Source organism: Streptomyces sp. NPDC086549 (assembly GCF_044746205.1).
Taxonomy (GTDB): domain Bacteria; phylum Actinomycetota; class Actinomycetes; order Streptomycetales; family Streptomycetaceae; genus Streptomyces.
The window spans coordinates 148,577-171,039 of record NZ_JBIVBS010000013.1; the positions used below are offsets into that span (position 1 = coordinate 148,577).

Here is a 22,463-nt window from a genome sequence, read left to right on the forward strand (position 1 = left end):
CGGTGATCCACTGGGGCCATGAGTCTGTCGGTGGATGTGTTCGTCCGGGAACCGGACGAAACGAAACGGGTGCTCGACGTGCCCGAGGGGTGCGAGGATGCGGCCGGGTTCGAGTCGTGGCGTACGACGGTGTGGGGATCGGAGCAGGTGCGCTCGCTGGGCGCCCGCTTCTTCCCCGTGCTGGCCGAGGGGGATCTGGAGGTCGAGGCGGGGCAGGTGCATGAGCTTCTGCGAGAGGTCGCCCTGCTGCGCGCCCATCTCGACCCGATCGCCTACTGCACCGAGCACCCGCGGACGATCGAGGAGCACAGGCGCCAGATCGAGGAGCGGCTGCGGATCATCGAGAAAGCCGCCCTGCGGGCCTCGCTGATCGGCGGCGGGATCCTCATCCGGTGAGCCGCGGACAGGACACCGCCGCCCCCGCTCGGGCAGTGGCCGGGCGGGGGCGACGGAAGGTACGGGGAGAGGGGCAGCGGGGACTTGGCCCTTCTCCCCGAGTTCGAGGGGCTGCTCAGCCCATCTCCTCCAGCGCCTTGCCCTTCGTCTCCTTGACGAACTTCAGGACGAACGGGATGGAGAGTGCGGCGAAGGCGGCGTAGATCACGTAGGTGAAGGAGAGGTTCCAGTCGGCCAGCGACGGGAAGCTCGCGGTGATGGCCCAGTTGGCGATCCACTGCGCGGCGGCCGCCACGCCCAGGGCCGCGGCGCGGATCTTGTTCGGGAACATCTCGCCGAGCATGACCCAGACGACCACACCCCAGGACAGGGCGAAGAAGAGGACGAACAGGTGGGCGGCGACGAGGGCGATCCAGCCCTGGGTGGCCGGCAGCTTGCCCCCGACCAGATGGTAGGAGAAGGCCCAGGCCTCCAGCGCGAGGCCGACCGCCATGCCGATGGAGCCGATGAGGGCGAGCGGCTTGCGGCCGACGCGGTCCACGAAGATCATCGCGATCACGGTGCCGAGGATGTTGATGATCGACGTCGTGAAGGAGTAGAAGAACGAGTCCGTCGGGTCCACGCCGACCGACTGCCACAGCGTCGAGGAGTAGTAGAACGCGACGTTGATGCCGACGAACTGCTGGAAGACCGAGAGGCCGATGCCGATCCAGACGATCGGCTTGAAGAAGAAGCCGCCGCCGAGCAGGTCCTTGAAGGTGGACTGGTGCTCGCTCTTCATGGCGTGCTCGATCTCGGCGACGCGGGCGTCCAGGTCGCGGTTGTCACCCTCGACCTCGGCGAGGATCTCGCGGGCGCGGTCGCGCTTGCCGACGGAGATCAGGAAGCGCGGGGACTCGGGGATCGCGAAGGAGAGCAGGCCGTAGAGGACGGCCGGGACGACCATGACGCCGAGCATGACCTGCCAGGCCTCCAGGCCCATGAGCTTGCCGCGCTGGTCACCGTCGGCGGCGTTGAGCAGACCCCAGTTGACCAGCTGCGAGATGGCGATGCCGATGACGATCGCGGCCTGTTGGAAGGAGCCGAGGCGGCCGCGGTACGCGGGCGGGGCGACCTCGGCTATGTAGGCGGGACCGATGACCGAGGCCATGCCGATGGCGAAGCCGCCGACGACGCGCCACAGGGCGAAGTCCCACAGCGCGAAGGGCAGCGCCGAGCCGACGGCGCTGACGGTGAACAGCACGGCGGCGATCTGCATGACCCGGATCCGGCCGATGCGGTCGGCCATGCGGCCGGCCGTGGCGGCGCCGATGGCACAGCCGATCAGAGCGATGGCGATGACCTGGGCCAGCGCCGCGGAGCCGATGTCGTACCGGCCGCGGATGGCCTCGACGACGCCGTTGATCACGGAGCTGTCGTAGCCGAAGAGGAAGCCGCCCATCGCGGCCGCCGCCGCGATGAAGATGACGTGCCCGAGATGTTCGGGGTGAGCCGTCCTGGCTCCTGACTTGGGTGCCTGCGCTGTGCTGGTCACGTGTACTCCTCGGGCCCCCGGCAACGCTGCCGGAGTGGGGGGTCAGCCCTTACAGGTGAGACCTGAAGGTAAAAGCAACATCGCAGAGAATATGTCTTCAACTTTCGAAGTCAACAGCGGAAGTGGTGTGACTTTAAAGGTGTGAGTTGTGACTTTGACTTCAAGAAGTGAAGTAATCAAGAAGCGCAGGTCGAGATAGGTGTAGATCGCACGGGTTCAGCGCAGGCGCTGCGAGATGACCTTCGACACACCGTCGCCCTGCATGGAGACGCCGTACAGCGCGTCGGCGACCTCCATCGTGCGCTTCTGGTGCGTGATCACGATCAGCTGCGAGGACTCCTGCAGCTCCTGCATGATGCGGATCAGCCGCTGCAGGTTGGTGTCGTCGAGCGCTGCCTCGACCTCGTCCATCACGTAGAACGGGCTGGGCCGGGCCTTGAAGATCGACACCAGCATCGCCACGGCGGTCAGCGACCTCTCGCCGCCGGAGAGTAGGGAGAGCCGCTTGACCTTCTTGCCCGGCGGGCGGGCCTCGACGTCGACACCGGTGGTGAGCATGTTGTCGGGATCGGTCAGGACCAGCCGCCCCTCACCGCCCGGGAACAGCCGGCTGAAGACGCCCTCGAACTCCCGGGCCGTGTCCCGGTAGGCCTCGGTGAAGACCTGCTCGACACGCTCGTCGACCTCCTTCACCACCTGAAGCAGGTCGGCGCGGGTCTTCTTCAGGTCCTCCAGCTGCTCGCTGAGGAACTTGTGCCGCTCCTCCAGGGCCGCGAACTCCTCCAGCGCGAGCGGGTTCACCTTGCCGAGCTGCTGGTACGCCCGTTCCGCCGCCTTCAGCCGCTTCTCCTGCTCGGCCCGCACGAACGGCTTCGGCTGGTTGCGCGGGTGCTCCGGGTCGTCCGGCAGCACCTCGCCCTCGGCGGGCGGGGAGGGCGGTACGAGCTGGTGCGGACCGTACTCGGAGGCGAGTCCCGCCGGTTCGACGCCCAGCTCCTCCAGCGCCTTCGTCTCCAGCTGCTCGATGCGCATCCGCTTCTCGGCGCCGAGGACCTCGCCGCGGTGCACCGAGTCCGTCAGCTTGTCGAGCTCGGCCTTGAGATCGCGTCCGGCGGTGCGGGCGGTGGTCAGTTCCTGTTCCCGGCGGGCCTTCGCGGCCTCCGCCGCCGCCCGTTCCTCCTCGGCCCGGCCCAGCGACACCTCGACATGCACGAGCAGCTGCCGGGCGCCCGAGGCGACGGCCTCCGCCACGGCGGCCTCGTAGCGCAGCCGCGCCCGCCGCTGCTCGGCACGCGCGCGTGCCTCGCGTTCCGCGCGGGCGCCCCGGTCGAGCGCGTCGGCCCGCCCGGCGAGCCCCTTGACCCGCTCCTCGTGCGTACGGGCCTGGAGCCGGGCCTCCATCTCGGTCTGCCGGGCGTTGGCTCCGTCGGCGGCGAGCCGGTCACGTACGAAGGTGTCCGGCTCCTCGTCGATCGGCATCTCCTCGGCGACGGCGAGCCGTTCGGCCAGCTCTTCGGCCTCCTGTACGGCCTTGTCGAGCGACTCCTGCGCACGTGCCGCCGCCGCGGTGGAGCGCTCGGCCTCACCGGCGGCGCCGCGTGCCTGACCGGCGAGCCGCCCGAGCTGCTGGGCGACGGCCGACTTCTGCCGGTCGGCCGCCCGCCGCCGCTCCCCCAGCTCCTCGACCAGCGCGGCACACTCCTTGCGCCGCTCGGCGGCCAGGTGCTGCGCCTCGGACAGCTCCTCGCAGCGCACGGCCAGCTCGGCGAGTTCGGCCGCGGCCTCGTCCACGGATGCCTGCACTTCCAGCAGGCTGGGCGCTCCGGCGGACCCGCCGTGCGCGAAGTGTGCCCCGAGCAGGTCGCCTTCGGCGGTGACGGCGGTGAGGTCGGGGCGGGCCTGGACGAGGTCCTCGGCGTCTTCGAGCGTGCCGACCACGACGATCCCGCGCAGCAGACGGCGTACGGCAGGCATGAGGTCGGAGGGACCACGGACGAGCTCGGCGGCAAAGGGGTGACCGTCCGCGAGGGAGCCCGGGCCGGTGCCGTCGAGGACGGTCGGTGCGGTGGCGGGGCCCGTGGCGGGGGCGCTCCGGCCCGCGTCGGGGTACGGCTCGCCCGAGACCGGGGTACCGGCGGCCGGTACCGGTGCCGGACCTGGCCGCACCTCCCCGGCGGCGCCGCCCGTCACCGGGCCGCCCGCTGTTCCGGGCGTGCCGAAGGCGGTCGGTGCGGTGGCGGGGGCGCTCCGGTCCGCGTCCGGGTACGGCTCGCCCGAGACCGGGGTACCGGCGGCCGGTACCGGTGCCGGACCTGGCCGCACCTCCCCGGCGGCGCCGCCCGTCACCGGGCCGCCCGCTGTTCCGGGCGTGCCGAAGGCGGTCGGTGCGGTGGCGGGGGCGGAGCGGTTCGCGTCGGTGGCGTGCGTCGGGGGCTGTCCCGGCCGGGCTCCCCCGGTCACCGTGTCGCCCAGCGTGCCGGAGGTGTGCGGTTCCTCCGGCGCTCCGGCCAGCAGCAGGGCCGCGCGTCCGGCGTCCTGCTTGCGCAGCAGTCTGATCGCTTCCGCCGCCGACGCCGGTGTCGTCACGGCGATCGCGTCCGCCGCCGCGCCGAACGCCGCCGCCAGCGCGACCTCGTGGCCCGGCGTCACCGTGAGCAGTCCGGCCGCCGGGCCGAGCAGGCCGCTGAGCCGGTCCTTCGCGCCGAGCAGCGCGCCCGTGCCGTCCTTCCGTCGCAGGCCCAGTGCCAGCGCCTCGTGGCGGGCCTGGGTCGCGGCGCGGCTGCGCTCGGCCGCGGTGGCCGCCTCGCGGGCGGCGGTGAGGGCGGACTCGGCGTCCGCGAGCCGCCGCTTCGCCTCCTCGTGCCGGTCGGCGAGTTCGATGTCGCCAGCGTCGAGGCCGTCGACCTCGGCCTTCAGGGCCTCGTACTCCTCCTGGGCGGTGACGGCCCGCTCCTGGGCCTCGTCCCGGGCCGCGGCGAGGCGGTCGATCTCGGACTGGGCCGCCGCGGCGCGCGAACGGGCCGCGTTGACCTGTCCGTTCAGCCTCGCCAGACCCTCGCGGCGGTCGGCGATGGCGCGGGCGACGTCCTTGAGGCGCCGTTCCTCGACGGCCAGTTCGCGTTCCAGCTCCGCGCGGTGGGTGACCGTGTCGTCGAGCGCCCGCTGGGCCGCTTCCAGGGCGGCCTCCAGCTCGGCCTCCTGCTCACGGATGCGGGCGGCCTCGCGCTCCATGTCCTCGGGGTCGCGGCCACGGCGCTCCTCGGAGGGCACGGACGTGGCGCTCTTCACCCGGGCGTCGGCGAGCGAGATCGTGCCGCGGACGCGCTCGGCGAGCTGGGAGAGCTCGTACCAGGTCTGCTGGGCGCGCTGGAGGCGCGGCGTGAGCTGCCGTACCTCGTCCTCCAGGAGCGCCTCGCGCTGGAGCGCCTTCCTCAGCTCCTGCTCGGCGGTCTCCTTGCGCTCCTTCAGCGCGGCCTCGTCGGCGACCTCGGTCTTGAGAGCCTCCCGGAGCCGTACGAGATCGTCGGCGAGGAGGCGCAGGCGCGCGTCGCGCAGATCCGCCTGGATCACGGCCGCCCGGCGGGCGACCGCGGCCTGCCTGCCGAGCGGCTTCAGCTGGCGGCGCAGCTCGTCCGTCAGGTCCTGCACGCGCGCGAGGTTGGCCTGCATCGCGTCCAGTTTCCGGAGCGCCTTCTCCTTGCGCTTGCGGTGTTTGAGGACGCCTGCCGCCTCTTCGATGAAGGCGCGGCGGCCCATGGGGTCGGCGTGCAGGACGGAGTCGAGCTGTCCCTGGCCGACGATGACGTGCATCTCCCGGCCGATGCCGGAGTCGGAGAGGAGTTCCTGGATGTCGAGGAGCCGGCAGGTGTCGCCGTTGATCTGGTACTCGCTGCCGCCGTTGCGGAACATGATCCGCGTGATGGTGACCTCGGCGTACTCGATCGGGAGCGCCCCGTCGGAGTTGTCGATGGTCAGCGACACCTCGGCGCGGCCCAGCGGCGGGCGGCCGGTGGTGCCGGCGAAGATGACGTCCTCCATCTTGCCGCCACGCAGCGACTTGGCGCCCTGCTCGCCCATGACCCAGCTGAGCGCGTCCACGACATTGGACTTGCCCGAGCCGTTCGGCCCCACGACACATGTGATCCCCGGCTCGAACCGGAGCGTGGTCGCCGAGGCGAACGACTTGAAGCCGCGGAGAGTCAGGGCCTTGAGGTGCACGGCGCTGGACTCTACCTTCCGCCGCTATCGCACTCCACGAACCCTCGCAACCTGGCGGTTTCGCCCATGAACATGCAGGGCACATCAGACGTTAAAGAGAGTGAAAGGATGCGCGGGGGCAGGTAAAGGGGGAGCGGGAAGCAAGAAAGAAGGGACGCCGGAGCGTCCCTTGCAACTCTGACAACTTAGCGGTTGAGACGGACAGCCCAACCACTGCGTGCGCTGTCGTGGAGCGATGCAGCGATCAGGTGAGCGCAGGCTCCGCCTGGTGTGCGTCGATGCTCTCCATGATCCTGTCGTGAGAAGCGGCAGCCGTCAGCACGTCGTTCTCCGCCTGGATTCGTCCGAGCTCGGATTCCAGGTCCTGGACACGCTGCTGGAGCCGTCGCATCTCGGCGAGGAGTCGAGGGTCGGAGCCGCCGACGTAACCGAGAAGCGCCTTTGCCATGATGGATGGTCCTCCACACTGAGTGACCGACCGAAGCGGTGTGGGTCGTGAGGGATTCGCACCCGCGGTGCTTGGCACACTCGAGTGTTGCTCTGCCGTTGCTACATGCCAAACAGCTAAGGTGCGCGGGGCTTTCAGCGTCTCACCAAAAAGTTTGACGGTCAACACGATCACGCCCCGTATTGGCGGGCAACCCGCGTGCGCACGGCCGGGAAGCGGCGGCGCTGCAAGTCCTGCGGGGCCCTCGGGGCGTAGCGGTGATCCTTACCTGTCGGAGCCTGCCACGACAAGCGGTTCTTGGCAACCACCAGGTCATTTCTGCTCCTGGCACCTGCCAGTGGCATGCTCCTCCGCTTCGGCCTGCGGAGATTTACAGAGCGGGGTCAGCGGACGGCGAAGCCGTCGTAGCCGCCGCGGGGTGTGTCCCAGATCTCGGTGACGCCGTCCACGCGTCCGGGCGTGTCGTCGCCCTGGAGCCAGTCGAGGAGGCCCTCGCATCCCTCGCGCGACCCCTCGGCGACCACCTGGACCCGTCCGTCGCCCAGATTGAGAGCAAAGCCACTCAAGCCGCCGATCTCCAGCGCCTTGGCCCGCGTGAACCAGCGGAAACCCACACCTTGGACGCGTCCGCGCACCCAGGCGACCAGTCGCACATCGTCGCTCATGGGTGCAACCTAACCAACCAATGTCCCCCGAGGCACATCTCCCTCTGGCGCCATGCGGTACCGTCCCCACCCAATGAATCTCATATGAAACTCACTCGATCGAGTGAGCTGGTTCGCCCACAAGATCGTATGAGTGGGGTTGACCGCGAGACGAGGAAGGCAAGGGGATGGGACGCCACCGACGCTCCGCCGCCGGCCGCGCCGCCACGGGGGTCACTGAAGCATATGGCTCGTACACGGAGAGCCGGGACCCGCAGGACTCGTACGCGGGCCGCCCCGCCACGATGGGCACCGCGCCGTATCTGAACCCGGAAGCGTACGCCGAGGCGAACGCGCGGAGCTCGGCGTACCTGTACGCCGGGGACGACGGGTACGGGCCGGTCACGGAAACGACCGCCTTCCCCGCGGACGGGTTCACGCCCGCGGGCGGTGGGCACCGGCGCCGGAAGAAGAAGGCCGCCACGCCCGTGCGCACGGGTCTGCTCGGGGTCTCCGCCGCCGTCGCCATCGGAACGGTCACGGTGGCCACGGGTGCGGTGCCCGGCCTCGACCACTTCAAGCTCGGCGGCACCACCAGCACCACCGGCGGTGACAACGTGCAGGCCGCGGGCTCGCCCGGCAACACGGCCGCCGAACAGGGCGGCGCCTCGGGCAGCGCCGCCGACGGCCGGACCGGTGGCTCCGGGGGCACCTCGACGAGCCGGAACAGCGACCGATCCGTCTCGCCGGCACCATCCGCCTCGGCCTCCTCGTCCTCCGCACCGGCGAAGACGCACCCCAAGGAGCCGAAGTCCCCGGCCACGCCGTCGAAGAAGCCGAAGACCAAGCCGCCGAAGAAGGCTCCGCAGGCGTCGGCGCACGCCTCGGCCCCGGCGACGGTCTCCAGTGCGGCCGCGGCCGAGGCCCAGGTGCTGAAGCTCGTCAACGAGGAGCGGGCGAAGGTGGGCTGCAGCGCGGTGTCCGCGAACAGTTCACTGACCTCGCTGGCCGCGGCCTTCAGCGACGACATGGCTGCGCGGGGCTTCTTCGACCACACCGACCCGGACGGGGCGACCCCGTGGGACCGGGCCGACAAGGCGGGCATAACCGGCCTCGGCGGCGAGAACATAGCCCGTGGCCAGGCCGACGCGGCTGCGGTCATGAAGGCCTGGATGAACAGCCCCGGACACCGGGCCAACATCCTGAACTGCGACTTCAAGACCCTGGGCGTCGGAGTGCACTTCGGGGCCGACGGCCCCTGGTGGACGCAGGACTTCGGCTACTGAGACAGCCACGGGCCGGGGTCCATGGGCGACGGCGCCGTGTCGGCGCACCTGGAGCACAGCCGCCGCCTCGCCGACCGGCTGGTGCACGCGGACGATCCGTCCTCACGACGTACGAGCACGCAGGCAGCAACCACCACCTGTGGATTGTCCTGACCGACTGGGGCGGGCGACCGATGGCTGTCAACGCCGACCACCGTCGACAGCCAGGTCGCAGGCCGTGGCGTTGATTCATTGCGCGGCCACGGGCCGGCGAACCGGCCCGTCACTTCCCCGGCTGCCGAGCCCGGCACCGACCGTCGCTCAGGCGGCGGCCGCCCGGCCCTGAAGGAACACCCTCGCCGTCTCCGCGACCCGGCGGCCCAGGTGCTCCGCCGTCGCCACGTCCGCCTTGTGCACGGCCTCCGGGCCCTCGTCGACGTTGGTCTGGGCGGCCGCGCCCGCGAACACGCCGAGTCGGTTGAGGTCGTGCTCGGAGCCGGCGCTGCTGTTCCAGCCGGGGTGCAGGCCCAGGTTGACCCAGTTCATGCCGTGCTGGGCGGCGAGGATCTGGAAGAACTGCAGGGTGTGCAGCTTGTCGCCGCTCTTGGAGCCCGAGTTGGTGAAGCCGGCGGCCAGCTTGTCCTTCCAGTCCTGCCCGAACCAGCGCTTCGAGGACGCCTCCGCGAACACGTGGAAGGCGCCGGTCGCCGTGCCCATGTAGGTGGGCGATCCGAAGACGATGGCGTCGGAGGCGTCCAGGGCCGCCCACTGCTCGTCGGTGATCTCGTCGACCTTGATCAGGTGCACCTCGGCACCGGCCTCGACCGCTCCGGCGCGAACGGCCTCGGCAAGGACGGCGGTGTGGCCGTAGCCGGAGTGGTAGGCGATGGAGACAACAGGGGTGGTCATGGTGCGCACTCCTCGAATGGGCAGCTCAATAGCGGTAACCACAGGAAAGCACTAACTCCTGGTAAGTGCAACCTGTTGGTGAGCGCTGCGCTCGAGTACGCTTGGAGCATGAACGGCACCCAGGAGCGCACGGAGGAGCAGGACCTCCCCTACAGCGTGTTCGCCAAGGCCTGCCCGTCACGGGGCACGCTGGAGCACGTCACGGGCCGCTGGGGCGGTCTCGCGCTCGGTGCGCTGCACGAGGGCTCCCTGCGCTTCAACGAGCTGCGCCGCCGCGTCGACGGCGTGAGCGAGAAGATGCTGTCCCAGACCCTGCACGCGCTGGAGCGCGACGGCCTGGTGCACCGGGAGGCCCAGCCGACCAACCCGCCGCGCGTGGACTACGAACTCACCCCGCTCGGCCGCGAGGTCGCCGTGCGGCTGCTGAGCCTCATCCACTTCGTGGAGGGGTCCATGGACGACGTGCTCGAGGCACGTCAGGAGTACGACGCCCGGCAGGCCTGAGCGCTCGGTCGCCGAACAACACGGCGGTGGCGCGCTCCGTCCCGGGCCGGTCGCCGTTCAGGCGGCCCGCACGCGCGGCGCCGGCTGGCACTTCGGGCAGAAGTAGCTGGAGCGGTTCATCCAGGGGCGGCGGCGCATGGGGGTGGCGCACCGCTTGCAGGGCAGGCCCTCACGCCCGTACGCGTCCAGTGAGCGGTCGAAGTAGCCCGACTCGCCGTTGACGTTGACGTACAGGCTGTCGAAGCTGGTGCCGCCGACGGCGAGAGCCGCGTTCATCACGTCCCTCACATGGCCGAGGAGTTCAGCGGTGCGTGGGCGGGTGAAGTTCGCGGTCGGGCGCTCGTAGTGGACGCGGGCGCGCCAAAGGGCCTCGTCCGCATAGATGTTGCCGACTCCGCTGATCAACGACTGGTCCAGCAGGGCCCGTTTTATGGTGGTCCGCTTGCGGCGCAGGGCCTGGTGGAAGGCCTCGTCGTCGAACAGCGGGTCGAGGGGGTCGCGGGCGATGTGCGCGATGACGTCGGGCAGCCCGTCGGGGGTGTTGTCGTGCAGCGACAGGCCGCCGAAGGTGCGCTGGTCGACGAAACGGAGTTCCGTGTCCACCTCGTCGGCGAAGCGGATGCGGATGCGCAGGTGCTTCTCGTCCGGTGCCTCGTGCGGCTGGACCAGCAGCTGGCCGCTCATGCCGAGGTGGGCCAGGACGGACTGGTCGGTGTCCTCCAGGGGCAGCCACAGGTACTTGCCGCGGCGGCTGGGGGTGCCGATGCGGTGGCCCTTGAGACGGTGCGCGAAGTCGTCGGCGCCGGCCGTGTGACGGCGTACGGCGCGCGGGTGGAGCACCTCGGCGTCGGCCACGGTGCGATGGGCGACCCACCGCTCCAGGCCGCGCCGTACGACCTCTACCTCGGGCAACTCGGGCATGGGGACCCCCGTGACAGACCGTGTGATGAGCCGAGCGCCCGCCCCCGGGCAGGGGGCAGGCGCTCGGGTGCGCTGTTCGTCAGGCGGAGGCCGACGACGGGTCGGGGTCGCCCTCGGCGGCTTCCTTCGCCGCCTTGGCCGCCATGGCCCGCTCGTCCGCCGCGGCCCGGATGGACCGCCAGGCGGACTCGGCGGCCTGCTGCTCCGCCTCCTTCTTGCTGCGGCCGGTGCCGGTGCCGTACGAGACGCCTCCGACGCGGGCGGCAGCAGTGAAGGTCTTCTCGTGGTCGGGGCCGGTCTCCGTGACCAGGTACTCGGGCACGCCGAGCCCCTCGGTCGCGGTGAGCTCCTGGAGGCTGGTCTTCCAGTCCAGGCCGGCTCCGAGGTTCGAGGACTTCTCGATCAACGGGTCGAAGAGCCGGTGCACCAGCTCGGACGCCGAGTCGAGGCCCTGGTCGAGATAGACCGCGCCGATCACCGCTTCCAGGGTGTCGGCGAGGATGGACGCCTTGTCCCGGCCGCCCGTGCCCTCTTCACCACGGCCGAGCCGGATGAAGGAACCCAGGTCGAGACCACGACCCACTTCCGCGAGCGCACGCGAGTTCACCACCGCGGCCCGGAGCTTGGCCAGCTGGCCCTCGGGCAGATCGGGGTGGGTGCGGTACAGCGTGTCCGTGACGACGAGGCCGAGCACGGAGTCCCCGAGGAACTCCAGCCGCTCGTTCGTCGGCAGACCGCCGTTCTCGTACGCGTAGGAACGGTGGGTCAGCGCACGCACCAGAAGGGCGGACTCGAGCTTGTAGCCGAGCCGCCCTTCCAGAAGCGTGTGGGACGAGGCTGTGCTGTCCGTCTTCTTCTTGGCGGATGGGTCCGCCTTGGCGTCATCCGCCTTCTTGGGACTGGACACAGTGCCTCTCACCTAGCCACTCAGACTTCGAGGACCTGGCGCTTGTTGTAGGTGCCGCAAGACGGGCACGCGATGTGCTGCTGCTTGGGCTCGTGGCAGCGCTCGCACGCAACCAGGGTGGGGACCGCAGCCTTCCACTGCGACCGGCGGTGGCGCGTGTTGCTGCGCGACATCTTCCGCTTCGGAACAGCCACGGCTACTTCTCCTGCTTCTCGTCGACGCCCGCTTCGGCGCCGCTCATCTCGTCCTTCTCGCCGTCCGACATGGTGCCGGCGAGTCCCTGCAGTGCCGCCCAACGAATGTCGACGGCGTCGTGATGGTGGTCCGGGTCGTCCGCCAGTCGCGCTCCGCACTCGGAGCACAGGCCTGGGCAGTCGTCCTGGCACACCGGCTGCATCGGCAGTGCGAGCACCACCGCATCCCGCAGCACGGGTTCGAGGTCGAACAGGCCGTCCTCGAGATAGAGCCTGCCCTCGTCTTCCTCGGCGTCGTCGGCCGGTTCCGTCTTCACACGGCCCCGGTCGTCGGCGTCAGGGTACGAGAACATCTCCTGGAAGTCCGCTTCGAGATCCATCTCAAGCGGCTCCAGACACCTTACGCACTCCCCCTCGGCCTGTGCACGGGCGGTGCCTGTGACGAGCACCCCTTCCATGACCGACTCGAGCCGGAGTTCGAGCTCCACCGGGGCGCCTTCCGGCACCCCGACGACTCCCTGGATACCGAAGTCCTTGGGAGCGTTGATCGTGCGGGTCAGCCGCTGCAGCGCACCAGGACGCCTGCCCAGCTCGTGTGTGTCGAACACGAGAGGGTTGCGGTGGTCGAGGCGGGCGTTAGAGGTCATTCCTGCTTTCGATCTTCTGAGCTCAGAGGGACACTGCCCTTCGGTGTGGTGAGGCAGCGCTGATCGCGGACGTACGCGCGACCGAAGAGCCAGGATACTGGACCTTTCGCTCTCGGCCCAATCCGGTGTCCGCTTCCGGTCCGCGCGGGGGTCCCGCGGGCCGCCTACAGGCCGCGTTCCCGCTCGTAGGCCCGCAGCTGCTCGGGCGTGATCATGCTGGTGTCGAACAGGCTGGTCTCGTCGAGGGCGTAGCCCCGTTGTCCCTGCTGCCCCTGCTGCCCCTGGTTCGGGACCTGGTGCTGGTCGTACGCCGCCTGCGCGTCGTCGTAGCCCTGGAAGGGGGCGCCGCCTCCCGCCGGAGCGTAGCCGGAGCTGGAGGAGTACGGATCGGCCTGCTGGTAGCCGTACGGGTCCTGCTGTGCGTACTCCTGCTGCTGGTAGCCGCCGTAGACGTCCTGCTGCTGGTAGCCGTAGGCCGGCTGCTGGTCGTACTGCTGCGGCGCGGCGGGCTGCTGCGGTACGGGCTGCTCGGCCGAGGTGTCCTGCTCGGCGAGGGCCGCGAGGTCGGCCAGGTAGTCGGCGTCGCTGGAGTGCTGGAAGGTCGTGTTGTCGTCGGCGAGGGCGCCGAGGTCGTCGGTGGCGATGCGGCCGTGCAGCTTCTGGCGGCCGCGGCCGACGGCCTCCAGGGTCTTGGCGAGGACCGCCTCGAAGGCGCCGAGCTTGACGTCCACGTATTCGTCGGCGTTGCGGCGCAGGGTCTCGGGGTCGTGGCTGCGCTCGGGGGCGTCCTCGTCCTCGTAGCCCTGCTCGTCGAGGCCGGGCCCGGTGCCGAGGAGCTTCTCGCGGCCACGGCCGACCGAGCCGAGGGTCTTGGTGAGGACGACCTCGAAGTTGGCGAGCTTGGAGTCGACGTAGTCGTCGGCCTCCGCGCGGACGTCCTCGGCCTCCTTGCGGGCCTCGGTGAGGATCCGGTCGGCCTCGGCCTGGGAGCGGCGGGCGACCTCGGTGTCGGAGATCAGCGAACCGCGCTCGGCGTGCGCCTGCCCGATGATCCGGTCGGCCTCCAGACGGGCCTGCTCGACCATCTGCTCGCGGTCGCCGATCAGCTCCTGGGCCTGCGCGAGGGAGCCGGGCAGGGCCTGGCGCACCTCTTCGAGCATCGCGAGCAGGTCGGCGCGGTTGATCACGCACGATGCCGACATGGGCATGGCCCGGGCGCCGGAGACCGCGGCCACGATCTCGTCGAGCTTCTTCTGCACGTCCACCTGTGCTCGCCACTCTCTACAGCTGTGTTGGAGACGGACGGGACGACTGTAGCCCCATCAGTCCTCTCGCAGGCGCTCGTTGAGGGCCTGCAGAACCACCGGCGGGACCAGGTGGGAAACGTCGCCGCCCCAGGTCGCGACCTCCTTGACCAGGGAGGACGACAGGAAGCTGTAGGTGGGGTTGGTGGGCACGAAGAGGGTCTCGACGCCCGAGAGGCCGTTGTTCATCTGGGCCATCTGCAGCTCGTAGTCGAAGTCGCTGACGGCGCGCAGGCCCTTGACGATGGCGGGGATGTCGCGCTGCTTGCAGAAGTCCACGAGGAGGCCGTGGAAGGCCTCGACCCGCACGTTCCCGTACTCGGCGGTGACCTCGCGGATCAGTTCGATCCGCTCGTCGATCTCGAACAGGCCCCTCTTGGCCTTGTTGATCATGACCGCGACATAGACCTCGTCGTACAGACGGGAGGCACGGGAAATGATGTCGAGGTGTCCGTTGGTGATGGGGTCGAACGACCCGGGACAGACGGCGCGGCGCACTTGAGATCCCTCGCTCTCCGGTCCGGTCATCGTGCGTCTTCGCACGTAGAGGCGGCGCGACCGTACCAAAACGTTCCCTCGCCGTAACGACGGGCCCGGAGCCCTTCGAAACCGTCGGGCCAGTGGAATTCTCCGCCTCTGGTGCTGCGCTCCACGGTGACGAGGGCTTCCTCCGCGAGCCACCCCTCGGCGCGGAGTGTGAGCAGAATCTCGCGAAGATCGTCGTCGGAGACGGCATACGGGGGATCGAGGAAGACGATGTCGTACGGCTCGGCGGGCGCCGGTGTCCTGATGATCTGTTCCGCTTTGCCCGCCCTGACCTCGGCACCGGGGAGGCCGAGGCTCCGTACGTTCTCGCGCACGATGCGGGCCGCTCGCGCGTCGGCCTCGACGAGCAGGGTGTGGCTCGCACCGCGGGAGAGGGCTTCCAGGCCCACTGCACCGGAGCCGGCGTAAAGATCCAGAATCCGCTCGCCGTCCAGAGGACCTCCGAGCAGGGACTGCCAGGTGGAGAAGAGGCCCTCGCGCGCGCGGTCGGAGGTCGGACGTGTGCCGGTTCCCGGCGGGACGGCCAAGCGGCGTCCTCCGGCTGCGCCGGCGATCACGCGGGTCATTTGGGGTCCTTGATCGTGGGGCGGGTTACAGGTCCAGTTTGGCAGGCGTAGGCAGAGGGGTGCCTTGCGTCGCGTAGCGGCTGCGGGTTCGTCGTGGTTGCTCGCGCCCACGCGGCGGAGCCGCATATCGACACCGCCCCGCGCCCCTGAGGTAGGGCCGCTCACCCCTTTTCCAAGTACTGCTCCCTCTCCTCGTCCAGCAGGGCGTCCAAGGCGGTGCGCAGTCCGGGCAGCTGTTCCAGATCCGGGTCGGCGGCGACGACGGCGGCCGCCTCCTCGCGGGCCTCGGCGATGATCTCCTCGTCCTCGATGACGGCGAGGACCCGGAGGCTGGAGCGGGCGCCCGACTGGGCCTGGCCCAGGACGTCGCCCTCGCGGCGCTGTTCGAGGTCGATGCGGGACAGTTCGAAGCCGTCCAGGGTGGCGGCGACCGCGCCCAGCCGCTGGCGGGCCGGACTGGCCTCGGGCATCTCGGTGACCAGGAGGCAGAGGCCGGCGGCGGAACCACGGCCGACGCGGCCGCGCAGCTGGTGGAGCTGGGACACTCCGAAGCGGTCGGCGTCCATGATCACCATCGCGGTGGCGTTCGGGACGTTGACGCCGACCTCGATCACGGTCGTGGCCACCAGGACGTCGGTCTCCCCGGCCGCGAAGCGGCGCATGACGGCGTCCTTGTCGTCCGGGTGCATACGGCCGTGCAGCACCTCCACCTTCAGGCCCGCGAGCGGCCCCTTGGCGAGCTGGTCGGCCACGTCGATGACAGCGAGCGGAGGACGCTTCTCGGCCTCGTCCTCGGGGGACTTCTTCTTGGGGTCCACGTCCTCGTCCCCGATCCGGGGGCAGACGACGTACGCCTGGTGCCCGTTCGCCACCTCCTCGCGGACCCGCTCCCACGCGCGTGCCAGGAAGTGCGGCTTGTCGGCGGCCGGGACGACATGGCTGGCGATGGGCGAGCGGCCGGCCGGGAGCTGGTCCAGGACGGACGTCTCCAGGTCGCCGAAGACGGTCATGGCGACCGTGCGCGGAATCGGCGTGGCGGTCATGACGAGCAGGTGCGGAGGCTGCTTTCCCTTGCCGCGCAGGGCGTCGCGCTGTTCGACCCCGAACCGGTGCTGTTCGTCGACCACGACGAGCCCCAGGTCATGGAACTGCACCTTGTCCTCGATCAGCGCGTGCGTGCCGATCACGATCCCGGCCTCCCCGGTGACGAGATCGAGCAGCGCCTGCCGCCGCGCGGCCGCCCCCATCGACCCGGTGAGCAGCACCACCTTGGTGGCCTGCTCGGCCCCGCCCAGCATCCCTCCCTCGGCCAGCTCACCCATCATCTCGACGACCGACCGGTGATGCTGCTGGGCGAGCACCTCGGTGGGCGCGAGCATGGCGGCCTGACCGCCGGCGTCGACGACGGCGAGCATGGCGCGCAGGGCCACCATGGTCTTCCCGGAACCGACTTCCCCCTGCAGCAGCCGGTGCATCGGATGCTCGGTCGCCAGATCGTCGAAGATCTCCTTGGAGACCTTCCGCTGGCCGTCGGTGAGGGTGAAGGGGAGGCGGTCGTCGAAGGCGGTGAGCAGGCCGTCGGGGGCGGGTCTGCGCGGGACCGCGGGGAGCTGGGTGTCGGCGTGGCGGCGGCGGGCGAGGGCGACCTGGAGCACGAAGGCCTCGTCCCACTTGAGGCGGGCGCGGGCGTCGGCGATGTCCGCCTTGGTGTGCGGGCGGTGGATCTTGAGCAGGGCCTCGGGGAGGGAGACCAGGCCCCGGCCCTCGCGGAGGGAGTCGGGCAGGGGGTCGAGGGCTTCCTGGGCGCTGGGGAGCACCGTCTGGATCGCCTTGCCGATCTTCCAGGACTCCAGCTTGGCGGTGGCGGGGTAGATGGGGATGAGGGCTCCGGCCCAGGTCTCCACTGTCTCTTCGGTGTCGCCCTTCAGCAATTCGTACGCCGGATGAGCCAGTTGGAGCCGTCGGTTGAACACGGAGACCTTGCCCGCGAACATCGCGCGTGCGCCCGGCAGAAGTTCCTTGTGGGGCTTGTGAACGCCGCTGCCGAAGAAGACCAGTTGGAGGCGGCCGCTGCCGTCCGTGATGGTGACCTCCAGGCGCTGTCCCTTGCCTCGGGGGGCCTTGGCGGAGGCGAAGGAGTGCAGCCGGGCGTCGGCGACCTGGGCGACCACCGTGACGTGCTCGTCCATGGGGAGGTCGGCGAGGTGGGTGAGCTGGCCGCGCTCCTCGTATCTGCGCGGGTAGTGGTGCAGGAGGTCGCCGACGGAGTGCAGGCCGAGATGCTCGGCCATCACCTTCGCGGTGGCTGGGCCGAGCACTGACTTCAGTGGTTGTTTCAGTGGTTCTTCCAGTGCGGGCACGAGATCCATTGCACACCACGCCACTGACATTGCCGTATACGTACCGGGAAACCCCTGGTCAGACGGGCTGTTCGGGCTCTAGGATGGCGCGCTCCGGCCATCCCCCGCGGTCACCGCCCCATCAGGGACCGCCCGACCCCGCGCCGACGCACCTCCCCCCACCGGCGCTGCGACGATGGACTCCCAGACCTCACAGTCATCCCAGGCATCCCAGTCACCTCATACGTTCCAGGTCGACCTGCGCGGTTTGGTGGACCTGCTGTCCCATCACCTGTACTCCAGTCCCAAGGTCTATCTGCGCGAGCTGCTGCAGAACGCCGTGGACGCCATCACGGCCAGGCGGGGCGAGGAGCCCGAAGCCCCGGCCCGGGTGCGGCTCCACGCCGACGGCGATGGCCTGCGGGTGGAGGACACCGGCGTCGGGCTCACCGAGTCCGACGTGCACAGCCTGCTGGCGACCATCGGCCGCAGCTCCAAGCGCGCGGAGGGGCTGCAGGAGGCCCGCTCGGACTTCCTGGGCCAGTTCGGCATCGGGCTGCTCGCCTGTTTCGTGGTCGCCGAGCGGATCCGGGTCGTCAGCCGTAGCGCCCGTACGCCCGACGCCCCGCCCGTGGAGTGGACGGCACGCGACGACGGCTCCTACACCGTGCGGACCCTGCCGGACGAGGCCCGGCCCGAACCGGGCACCACCGTGCACCTGGTGGCGCGGGCCGGGGCCGCGGAGTGGCTCTCGCCCGAGCGGGTCCTCGCGCTGGCGCGGGACTTCGGGTCGCTGCTGCCGTACGACGTGCGCGTCGGCGACGAGGCTGTCACCGATCTGCCCGCGCCCTGGGACCGCGCGTACCCGTCCCCCGCCACCCGCCGGGTGGCCCTGGCCCGGCACTGTCACGAGCTGTTCGGGTTCACTCCGCTGGACTCGATCGAGCTGAACGTGCCGCTGGCCGGGATCCGCGGAGTGGCGTACGTGCTTCCGTCGGCGGTCAGCCCGGCCCAGCGCGCGACGCACCGCGTGCACCTGAAGGGCATGCTGCTGACCGAGCGGGCCGAACAGCTGCTGCCGGACTGGGCGTTCTTCGTGCGCTGCGTCCTGGACACGGACAGCCTGCGGCCCACGGCCTCGCGCGAGTCGCTGTACGAGGACGAGACCCTCGCCGCCGTACGGGAAGCGCTCGGTGAAAGGATTCGCTCCTGGCTGACGGGCCTGGCGGCGGGCGATCCGGAACGGCTGGCCGCGTTCCTGTCGGTGCACCACCTGGGCGTGAAGTCGCTGGCGCGGCACGACAGGGAGATGCTGCGCACGATGCTGCCGTGGCTCCCGTTCGAGACGACCGACGGGCGGCTGTCCCTGGAGGAGTTCGCCCAGCGGCACCCGGTGGTGCACTTCACCCGGACCGTCGAGGAGTACCGGCAGGTCGCGCCGATCGCCTCCGCACAGGGCATCGGGGTGATCAACGGCGGTTACACGTACGACAGCGAGCTGGTCGAGGCGCTGCCGTCGGTGCGCCCGGGGACGGTGGTCGCCGAGCTGGACGCGGACACCGTGACCGCCCATCTGGACGCGGTCGACCCGGCCGAGGAGCTGGCGCTGTCCGGCTTCCTGGCGGCCGCGCGGGCGAAACTCGATCCCCTGGGCTGCGATGTCGTCCTGCGTGCCTTCCATCCGCTGTCCGTGCCCGCGCTGCACCTGGACGACCGGGCGGCCCGGCACGAGCAGGCGCGGGCCGAGGCCGAGGAGCAGGCCGACGACCTGTGGGCGGGCATCCTCGGCTCGCTGCGCGGCAGCGCCCCGCGCGCGCGTCTGGTGCTCAACCATCTCAACCCGCTGATCCGGCGGATCAGTTCCCTGAAGGATCCGGAACTGATCGGCACCGCGACGGAGTCGCTGTACGGGCAGGCGCTGCTGATGGCGCAGCGCCCGCTCAGGCCCGCGGACTCCGCGCTGCTGAACCGCGCGTTCATCGGCCTCCTGGAATGGGCCACACATGGGGAGGACGGTCACCGATGACCGAAGACACCGGGATCACCGACTTCGACTCGCTGCGCCGGGCGATGGCGGAGAACGGCGAGCAGCCGGAGGGCCCGGCCCGCAACGCGCGCGCGGAGCAGCTGCTCGCCGACGCCGAGCGGCTGAACATCCCGCTCGCCGTGATCGAGGCGCTCGGACACCAGCTGAAGGTCTACAACTACAGCTCCGAGAAGGACAAGATGTTCGTCCCGTTCGCGCGGCTGCTGCGGATGTGGGACGAGCGGCCCGAGGACTTCGACGAGTACGAGACGCATTCGCTGCACTGGGTCTTCAAGTGGATGTCGGCCGGGATGCTGGACCAGCCGCACATCCCGCTCGCCTCGGTCGAGAAGTGGCTCGCCGAGATGGAGCACCGCTACCGGCTGGCCGGGCACTCCGAACGGGCCGTGCGCAGCGCCGAGTTCAGTGTCGCCGCGCACATCGGGGACCTGGACCGTGCCGGGCGGGCGTACGACGCCTGGCTGGCGGCCGACCGGGACCGGATGGCCGACTGCCACGCGTGCGAGCTGCACGGGCAGGGCACCTGGGAGGTGAAGCGGGGCCGGGACGCCGAGGCGCTGGAGCTGTGGCGGCCGGTCCTGGAGGGCGAGTACACCTGCGCCCACGAGCCGCACTCCGTCCTCGCGTCCTCCCTGTCCCCGCTGCTGCGGCTGGGCCTTGTGGACGAGGCCCGCGCCCACCATCTGCGCGGCTTCCGGCTGGTGCGGCCCATGGAGAGCATGCGGTGCGCCTACGCGGACCACGTGGAGTTCTGCGCGCTGACCGGCAACGAGGCGCGTGGCCTGGAGCTGCTCGCGGAGCGGCCCGCGTACTTCACGGACACCGGGCAGCCACGCAGCCGGCTGGACTTCATGGCCGTGGTGACGCTGCTGATGGACCGCCTGACGGGGCTCGGGATGGGCGACCAGCGGGTGCCGGGGCCGGCCGGGCGGACGTGGACCGCACGGGAACTCGCCGCCCAGGCGCGTGCGGAGGCCCTGGAACTGGCCGCACGGTTCGACCGGCGCAACGGCACCTCGTACATCGGCGAGCGGGTACGCGCGCGCATGGAGCAGCGGCCGCTGGTGGAGCGACTGCCGCTGGGGGTGCGGACGGTCGCCGTGCGCACCGCGCACTCCCCCGCGGCGTCTGTGCCCGCCCCGGTCACGGTCGCGGACACCGGCACGGACGGGGCGGACCTGCCCGCGCTGGTCGCCGAGGCCCGGCGGCTGTCGGACACGCTCCGGCCGAACGCCGTCGAGGCGTGGGCGGCGGTCGCGCGGGCCGCCGAGGGCGTCGAGCTGGACGCGCGGGACCGTGCGGAGATCGCCGACCACGAGGCGATGGACCGCGGCCCGGAGGGCGCCGGGCTCTTCCTGCGGGCCGCGGAGCTGTACGCGGAGGCGGGCGACCTCGGAGAGGCACTGGCCGCACGCGCGCGTGCGGCGTACGTACGCGCCCTGGCGGGCCACGTCGACGAGGCGCTGGCCGCGGTCGCGGAGCCGTACGACATGGTCCTCGCGCTGTACGCGGAGGACGCCACCGGCGTGCGGCAGACGGCGTCCGTGCTGATGGGGCGGGCCCGGATCCTGATGCGGCGGGTGCACGAGGAGACCCCGGGTGCCGTCCCCGACGCCGAGCGGTCCGTGCGGGAGCTGCTGGCCCTGGTGCAGGGGCACACCGGCGGCGATGTACGGCTGTCGTCCCGGGCGGCCGAGGGGCAGGCGATGCTGGCGGAGCTGGCGGAGCTGGCCGGGGACGGGGAAGGGGCGGCGAAGCTGTTCCGGCGGGCGGCGCGGGGGTTCGTGGAGGCGGGGCTGCCGTGGTTCTCGGTGGAGTACGAGGTGCGGGTGGCCGCCCTCGCGCACGGCCTCGGCGACATGGCGGAGGCGGAGCGGGCGCTGCGGGCGTCCCTGGAGCACGGCGGGCCGTATCTGGAGCCGACCGGACGGGCCCAGCTGCACCTCCAGCTGGCCGAGGTCGTCGGCGGCCGGGGTGCGGTACCGGAGGCGGTGGAGCACGCCCTGGAGGCCGCGCACTGGGCCGACGAGGCGGGTGAGAGCGCCACGCTGGGCGCCTGGGCGCGGCACCAGCTGGGCAGTTTCCTGCTGCGGCAGGGACGGTTCGCGGAGGCCGCCGAGGTGCTGGAGTCGGCGCTGCCCGACCTGAGCGTCGAGACGCACGGCGACGGAGCGATCGTGCAGACGCAGTGGTGGCTCGGGGACTGCCTGAGCGAGCTGGGCGAGCACCGCGCCGCCGCCGAGCGCCGGCTGCAGGCCGCCGAGATCGCCCGGCAGTGGCCGGAGCAGCAGGACCACGCGACACTCGCCCACCTCGCCGCCGAGTCGCTCGGGCAGGCGGGGCTGGAGGACGAGGCGGACCGGGCCTACACGCGCGCGGGCGACCTGTGGCGCTCGCTGGGCAACGTGCATTTCCTCGTCCGCTCACTGCGCGCCCGCGCGTGGCTGGCGCTGCGCGCGGAGGCCGGGCCGGCCGGGGCACGGGAGCTGATGGCGGCCGCGGTCGAGGAGTGCGTGACGGCGCTGGAGGCCTGCGACGACGACGCGGCAAGGGCGCGGCTGGCCGACGAACTGGGCCACACCCACCGCCAGTTCGGCGACCTCCTGGCCCGCTCGGTGTCCGAGGAGGACGGGGAGGGGGCGGTCCGGGCCCCGTTCGAGGAGGCGCTGTCCCAGATGGAGCGGGCGGTCGCGGTGTTCGGCTCGCTGGGCGACGGCGCCCTGCACAGCCGTACGGCGGCCGAGCTCGCCGCGGGCTGGCTGGAGACCGACCTGGGCCGCCAGGACGACGCGGCCGCACGCGCGCGTGAGGTGCTGGCCGCCTACGAGGGAGCCGACGCCAGGGACGAGACCGCGCAGGCCCGGCGGGCCGAGGCACGGCGGATACTGGGGCCGCAGGAACGGTGAGCACGGCCGCCGGGTGCCCCTCCCCCGCGACGGGCACCCGACGCGGCGGCGCGACTCCGGCACACCCCCGTCCCAACGGGCACCCGGTGCGAGGCGTGCCCCGGCCCCAGGAGACCTCGGTGGCACCCGGTCCGCCCTGCCGTACGGAGCGTCGCCGCCGTCGACGAG

General features: G+C 71.2%; 18 protein-coding genes. 5 read left to right on the top strand and 13 right to left on the bottom strand.

The window, feature by feature from the left end; all coding sequences use genetic code 11:
* Window positions 1–18: 18 nt before the first annotated feature.
* Window positions 19–396: a hypothetical protein gene (locus tag ACIPSA_RS34030; RefSeq protein WP_402641640.1), complete on the top strand. Its 378-nt coding sequence runs from the start codon at window positions 19–21 to the stop codon at window positions 394–396.
* Between the two features lie 115 nt (window positions 397–511).
* On the opposite strand, the gene ACIPSA_RS34035 is transcribed toward ACIPSA_RS34030, so the two are convergent.
* From ACIPSA_RS34035 to ACIPSA_RS34050, 4 genes are all read right to left on the bottom strand, one after another.
* On the bottom strand, window positions 512–1,930 hold the full coding sequence (locus ACIPSA_RS34035; RefSeq protein WP_402641643.1) for a sugar porter family MFS transporter: 1,419 nt from the start codon (window positions 1,928–1,930) through the stop codon (window positions 512–514).
* Between the two features lie 216 nt (window positions 1,931–2,146).
* Window positions 2,147–6,148: an AAA family ATPase gene (locus ACIPSA_RS34040; protein WP_402641645.1), complete on the bottom strand. Its 4,002-nt coding sequence runs from the start codon at window positions 6,146–6,148 to the stop codon at window positions 2,147–2,149.
* A gap of 244 nt (window positions 6,149–6,392) precedes the next feature.
* Window positions 6,393–6,596, bottom strand: coding sequence for a hypothetical protein (locus ACIPSA_RS34045; RefSeq protein ID WP_402641648.1), 204 nt, complete (start codon window positions 6,594–6,596; stop codon window positions 6,393–6,395).
* Between the two features lie 383 nt (window positions 6,597–6,979).
* Window positions 6,980–7,261 (bottom strand): acylphosphatase, encoded by a 282-nt coding sequence (locus tag ACIPSA_RS34050; RefSeq protein ID WP_402641651.1) that lies wholly within the window; start codon window positions 7,259–7,261, stop codon window positions 6,980–6,982.
* Between the two features lie 167 nt (window positions 7,262–7,428).
* On the opposite strand from ACIPSA_RS34050, the gene ACIPSA_RS34055 reads away from it, so the two are divergent.
* A complete protein-coding gene (locus ACIPSA_RS34055; protein ID WP_402641654.1) occupies window positions 7,429–8,526 on the top strand; it encodes a CAP domain-containing protein in 1,098 nt (365 codons plus the stop codon).
* Between the two features lie 300 nt (window positions 8,527–8,826).
* On the opposite strand, the gene ACIPSA_RS34060 is transcribed toward ACIPSA_RS34055, so the two are convergent.
* Window positions 8,827–9,414 carry a flavodoxin family protein gene (locus ACIPSA_RS34060; protein WP_402641657.1) on the bottom strand — a complete coding sequence of 196 codons (588 nt, stop codon included), beginning with the start codon at window positions 9,412–9,414 and terminating at the stop codon, window positions 8,827–8,829.
* 108 nt (window positions 9,415–9,522) lie between these two features.
* Here ACIPSA_RS34060 and ACIPSA_RS34065 point away from each other — a divergent pair, with 108 nt between their 5' ends.
* Complete coding sequence (locus ACIPSA_RS34065; protein ID WP_402641660.1) at window positions 9,523–9,918, top strand: winged helix-turn-helix transcriptional regulator; 396 nt, start codon at window positions 9,523–9,525, stop codon at window positions 9,916–9,918.
* Between the two features lie 57 nt (window positions 9,919–9,975).
* Here ACIPSA_RS34065 and mutM read toward each other — a convergent pair whose 3' ends face one another.
* The 8 genes from mutM to recG all read right to left on the bottom strand — a co-directional run bounded on the left by mutM (window position 9,976) and on the right by recG (window position 17,372).
* Window positions 9,976–10,839 carry a bifunctional DNA-formamidopyrimidine glycosylase/DNA-(apurinic or apyrimidinic site) lyase gene (gene mutM / locus ACIPSA_RS34070; RefSeq protein ID WP_402641663.1) on the bottom strand — a complete coding sequence of 288 codons (864 nt, stop codon included), beginning with the start codon at window positions 10,837–10,839 and terminating at the stop codon, window positions 9,976–9,978.
* Between the two features lie 79 nt (window positions 10,840–10,918).
* Window positions 10,919–11,758, bottom strand: a complete 840-nt coding sequence (rnc, locus tag ACIPSA_RS34075; protein WP_402641666.1) for a ribonuclease III — start codon at window positions 11,756–11,758, stop codon at window positions 10,919–10,921.
* An 8-nt stretch (window positions 11,759–11,766) separates the two neighbouring features.
* Entirely contained in the window at window positions 11,767–11,940 is a 174-nt protein-coding gene (gene rpmF, locus ACIPSA_RS34080; RefSeq protein ID WP_003951102.1) for a 50S ribosomal protein L32, read from the bottom strand.
* Window positions 11,941–11,942: 2 nt separating this feature from the next.
* Window positions 11,943–12,587: a YceD family protein gene (locus tag ACIPSA_RS34085; protein ID WP_402641669.1), complete on the bottom strand. Its 645-nt coding sequence runs from the start codon at window positions 12,585–12,587 to the stop codon at window positions 11,943–11,945.
* A gap of 164 nt (window positions 12,588–12,751) precedes the next feature.
* Window positions 12,752–13,852: a cell division initiation protein gene (locus tag ACIPSA_RS34090; protein ID WP_402641671.1), complete on the bottom strand. Its 1,101-nt coding sequence runs from the start codon at window positions 13,850–13,852 to the stop codon at window positions 12,752–12,754.
* Between the two features lie 57 nt (window positions 13,853–13,909).
* The gene (coaD, locus tag ACIPSA_RS34095) at window positions 13,910–14,389 is read right to left on the bottom strand and encodes a pantetheine-phosphate adenylyltransferase (RefSeq protein WP_402642055.1); all 480 of its coding nucleotides are present in this window, start codon (window positions 14,387–14,389) and stop codon (window positions 13,910–13,912) included.
* Between the two features lie 26 nt (window positions 14,390–14,415).
* Entirely contained in the window at window positions 14,416–15,003 is a 588-nt protein-coding gene (gene rsmD, locus ACIPSA_RS34100) for a 16S rRNA (guanine(966)-N(2))-methyltransferase RsmD (protein ID WP_402641674.1), read from the bottom strand.
* Between the two features lie 161 nt (window positions 15,004–15,164).
* Window positions 15,165–17,372 carry an ATP-dependent DNA helicase RecG gene (recG, locus tag ACIPSA_RS34105; protein WP_402641677.1) on the bottom strand — a complete coding sequence of 736 codons (2,208 nt, stop codon included), beginning with the start codon at window positions 17,370–17,372 and terminating at the stop codon, window positions 15,165–15,167.
* A gap of 166 nt (window positions 17,373–17,538) precedes the next feature.
* Between recG and ACIPSA_RS34110 the strand changes: the two genes are divergently transcribed.
* Both ACIPSA_RS34110 and ACIPSA_RS34115 read left to right on the top strand, forming a co-directional pair.
* Window positions 17,539–19,368 carry an HSP90 family protein gene (locus ACIPSA_RS34110; protein WP_402641680.1) on the top strand — a complete coding sequence of 610 codons (1,830 nt, stop codon included), beginning with the start codon at window positions 17,539–17,541 and terminating at the stop codon, window positions 19,366–19,368.
* A complete protein-coding gene (locus ACIPSA_RS34115; RefSeq protein WP_402641683.1) occupies window positions 19,365–22,295 on the top strand; it encodes a tetratricopeptide repeat protein in 2,931 nt (976 codons plus the stop codon). The genes ACIPSA_RS34110 and ACIPSA_RS34115 overlap by 4 nt, the downstream gene beginning before the upstream one ends.
* Window positions 22,296–22,463 lie beyond the last annotated feature (168 nt).

What these genes read in the sequence shown, in the direction of transcription:
- ACIPSA_RS34030 (WP_402641640.1), top strand. Translation starts at nt 19, where the DNA reads ATGAGTCTGTCGGTGGATGTGTTCGTCCGGGAACCGGACGAAACGAAA.
- ACIPSA_RS34065 (WP_402641660.1), top strand. Translation starts at nt 9,523, where the DNA reads ATGAACGGCACCCAGGAGCGCACGGAGGAGCAGGACCTCCCCTACAGC.
- ACIPSA_RS34050 (WP_402641651.1), bottom strand. Translation starts at nt 7,261, where the DNA reads ATGAGCGACGATGTGCGACTGGTCGCCTGGGTGCGCGGACGCGTCCAA.
- mutM (WP_402641663.1), bottom strand. Translation starts at nt 10,839, where the DNA reads ATGCCCGAGTTGCCCGAGGTAGAGGTCGTACGGCGCGGCCTGGAGCGG.
- ACIPSA_RS34085 (WP_402641669.1), bottom strand. Translation starts at nt 12,587, where the DNA reads ATGACCTCTAACGCCCGCCTCGACCACCGCAACCCTCTCGTGTTCGAC.
- recG (WP_402641677.1), bottom strand. Translation starts at nt 17,372, where the DNA reads ATGGATCTCGTGCCCGCACTGGAAGAACCACTGAAACAACCACTGAAG.
- ACIPSA_RS34055 (WP_402641654.1), top strand. Translation starts at nt 7,429, where the DNA reads ATGGGACGCCACCGACGCTCCGCCGCCGGCCGCGCCGCCACGGGGGTC.
- ACIPSA_RS34060 (WP_402641657.1), bottom strand. Translation starts at nt 9,414, where the DNA reads ATGACCACCCCTGTTGTCTCCATCGCCTACCACTCCGGCTACGGCCAC.
- ACIPSA_RS34115 (WP_402641683.1), top strand. Translation starts at nt 19,365, where the DNA reads ATGACCGAAGACACCGGGATCACCGACTTCGACTCGCTGCGCCGGGCG.
- rsmD (WP_402641674.1), bottom strand. Translation starts at nt 15,003, where the DNA reads ATGACCCGCGTGATCGCCGGCGCAGCCGGAGGACGCCGCTTGGCCGTC.
- ACIPSA_RS34045 (WP_402641648.1), bottom strand. Translation starts at nt 6,596, where the DNA reads ATGGCAAAGGCGCTTCTCGGTTACGTCGGCGGCTCCGACCCTCGACTC.
- ACIPSA_RS34110 (WP_402641680.1), top strand. Translation starts at nt 17,539, where the DNA reads ATGGACTCCCAGACCTCACAGTCATCCCAGGCATCCCAGTCACCTCAT.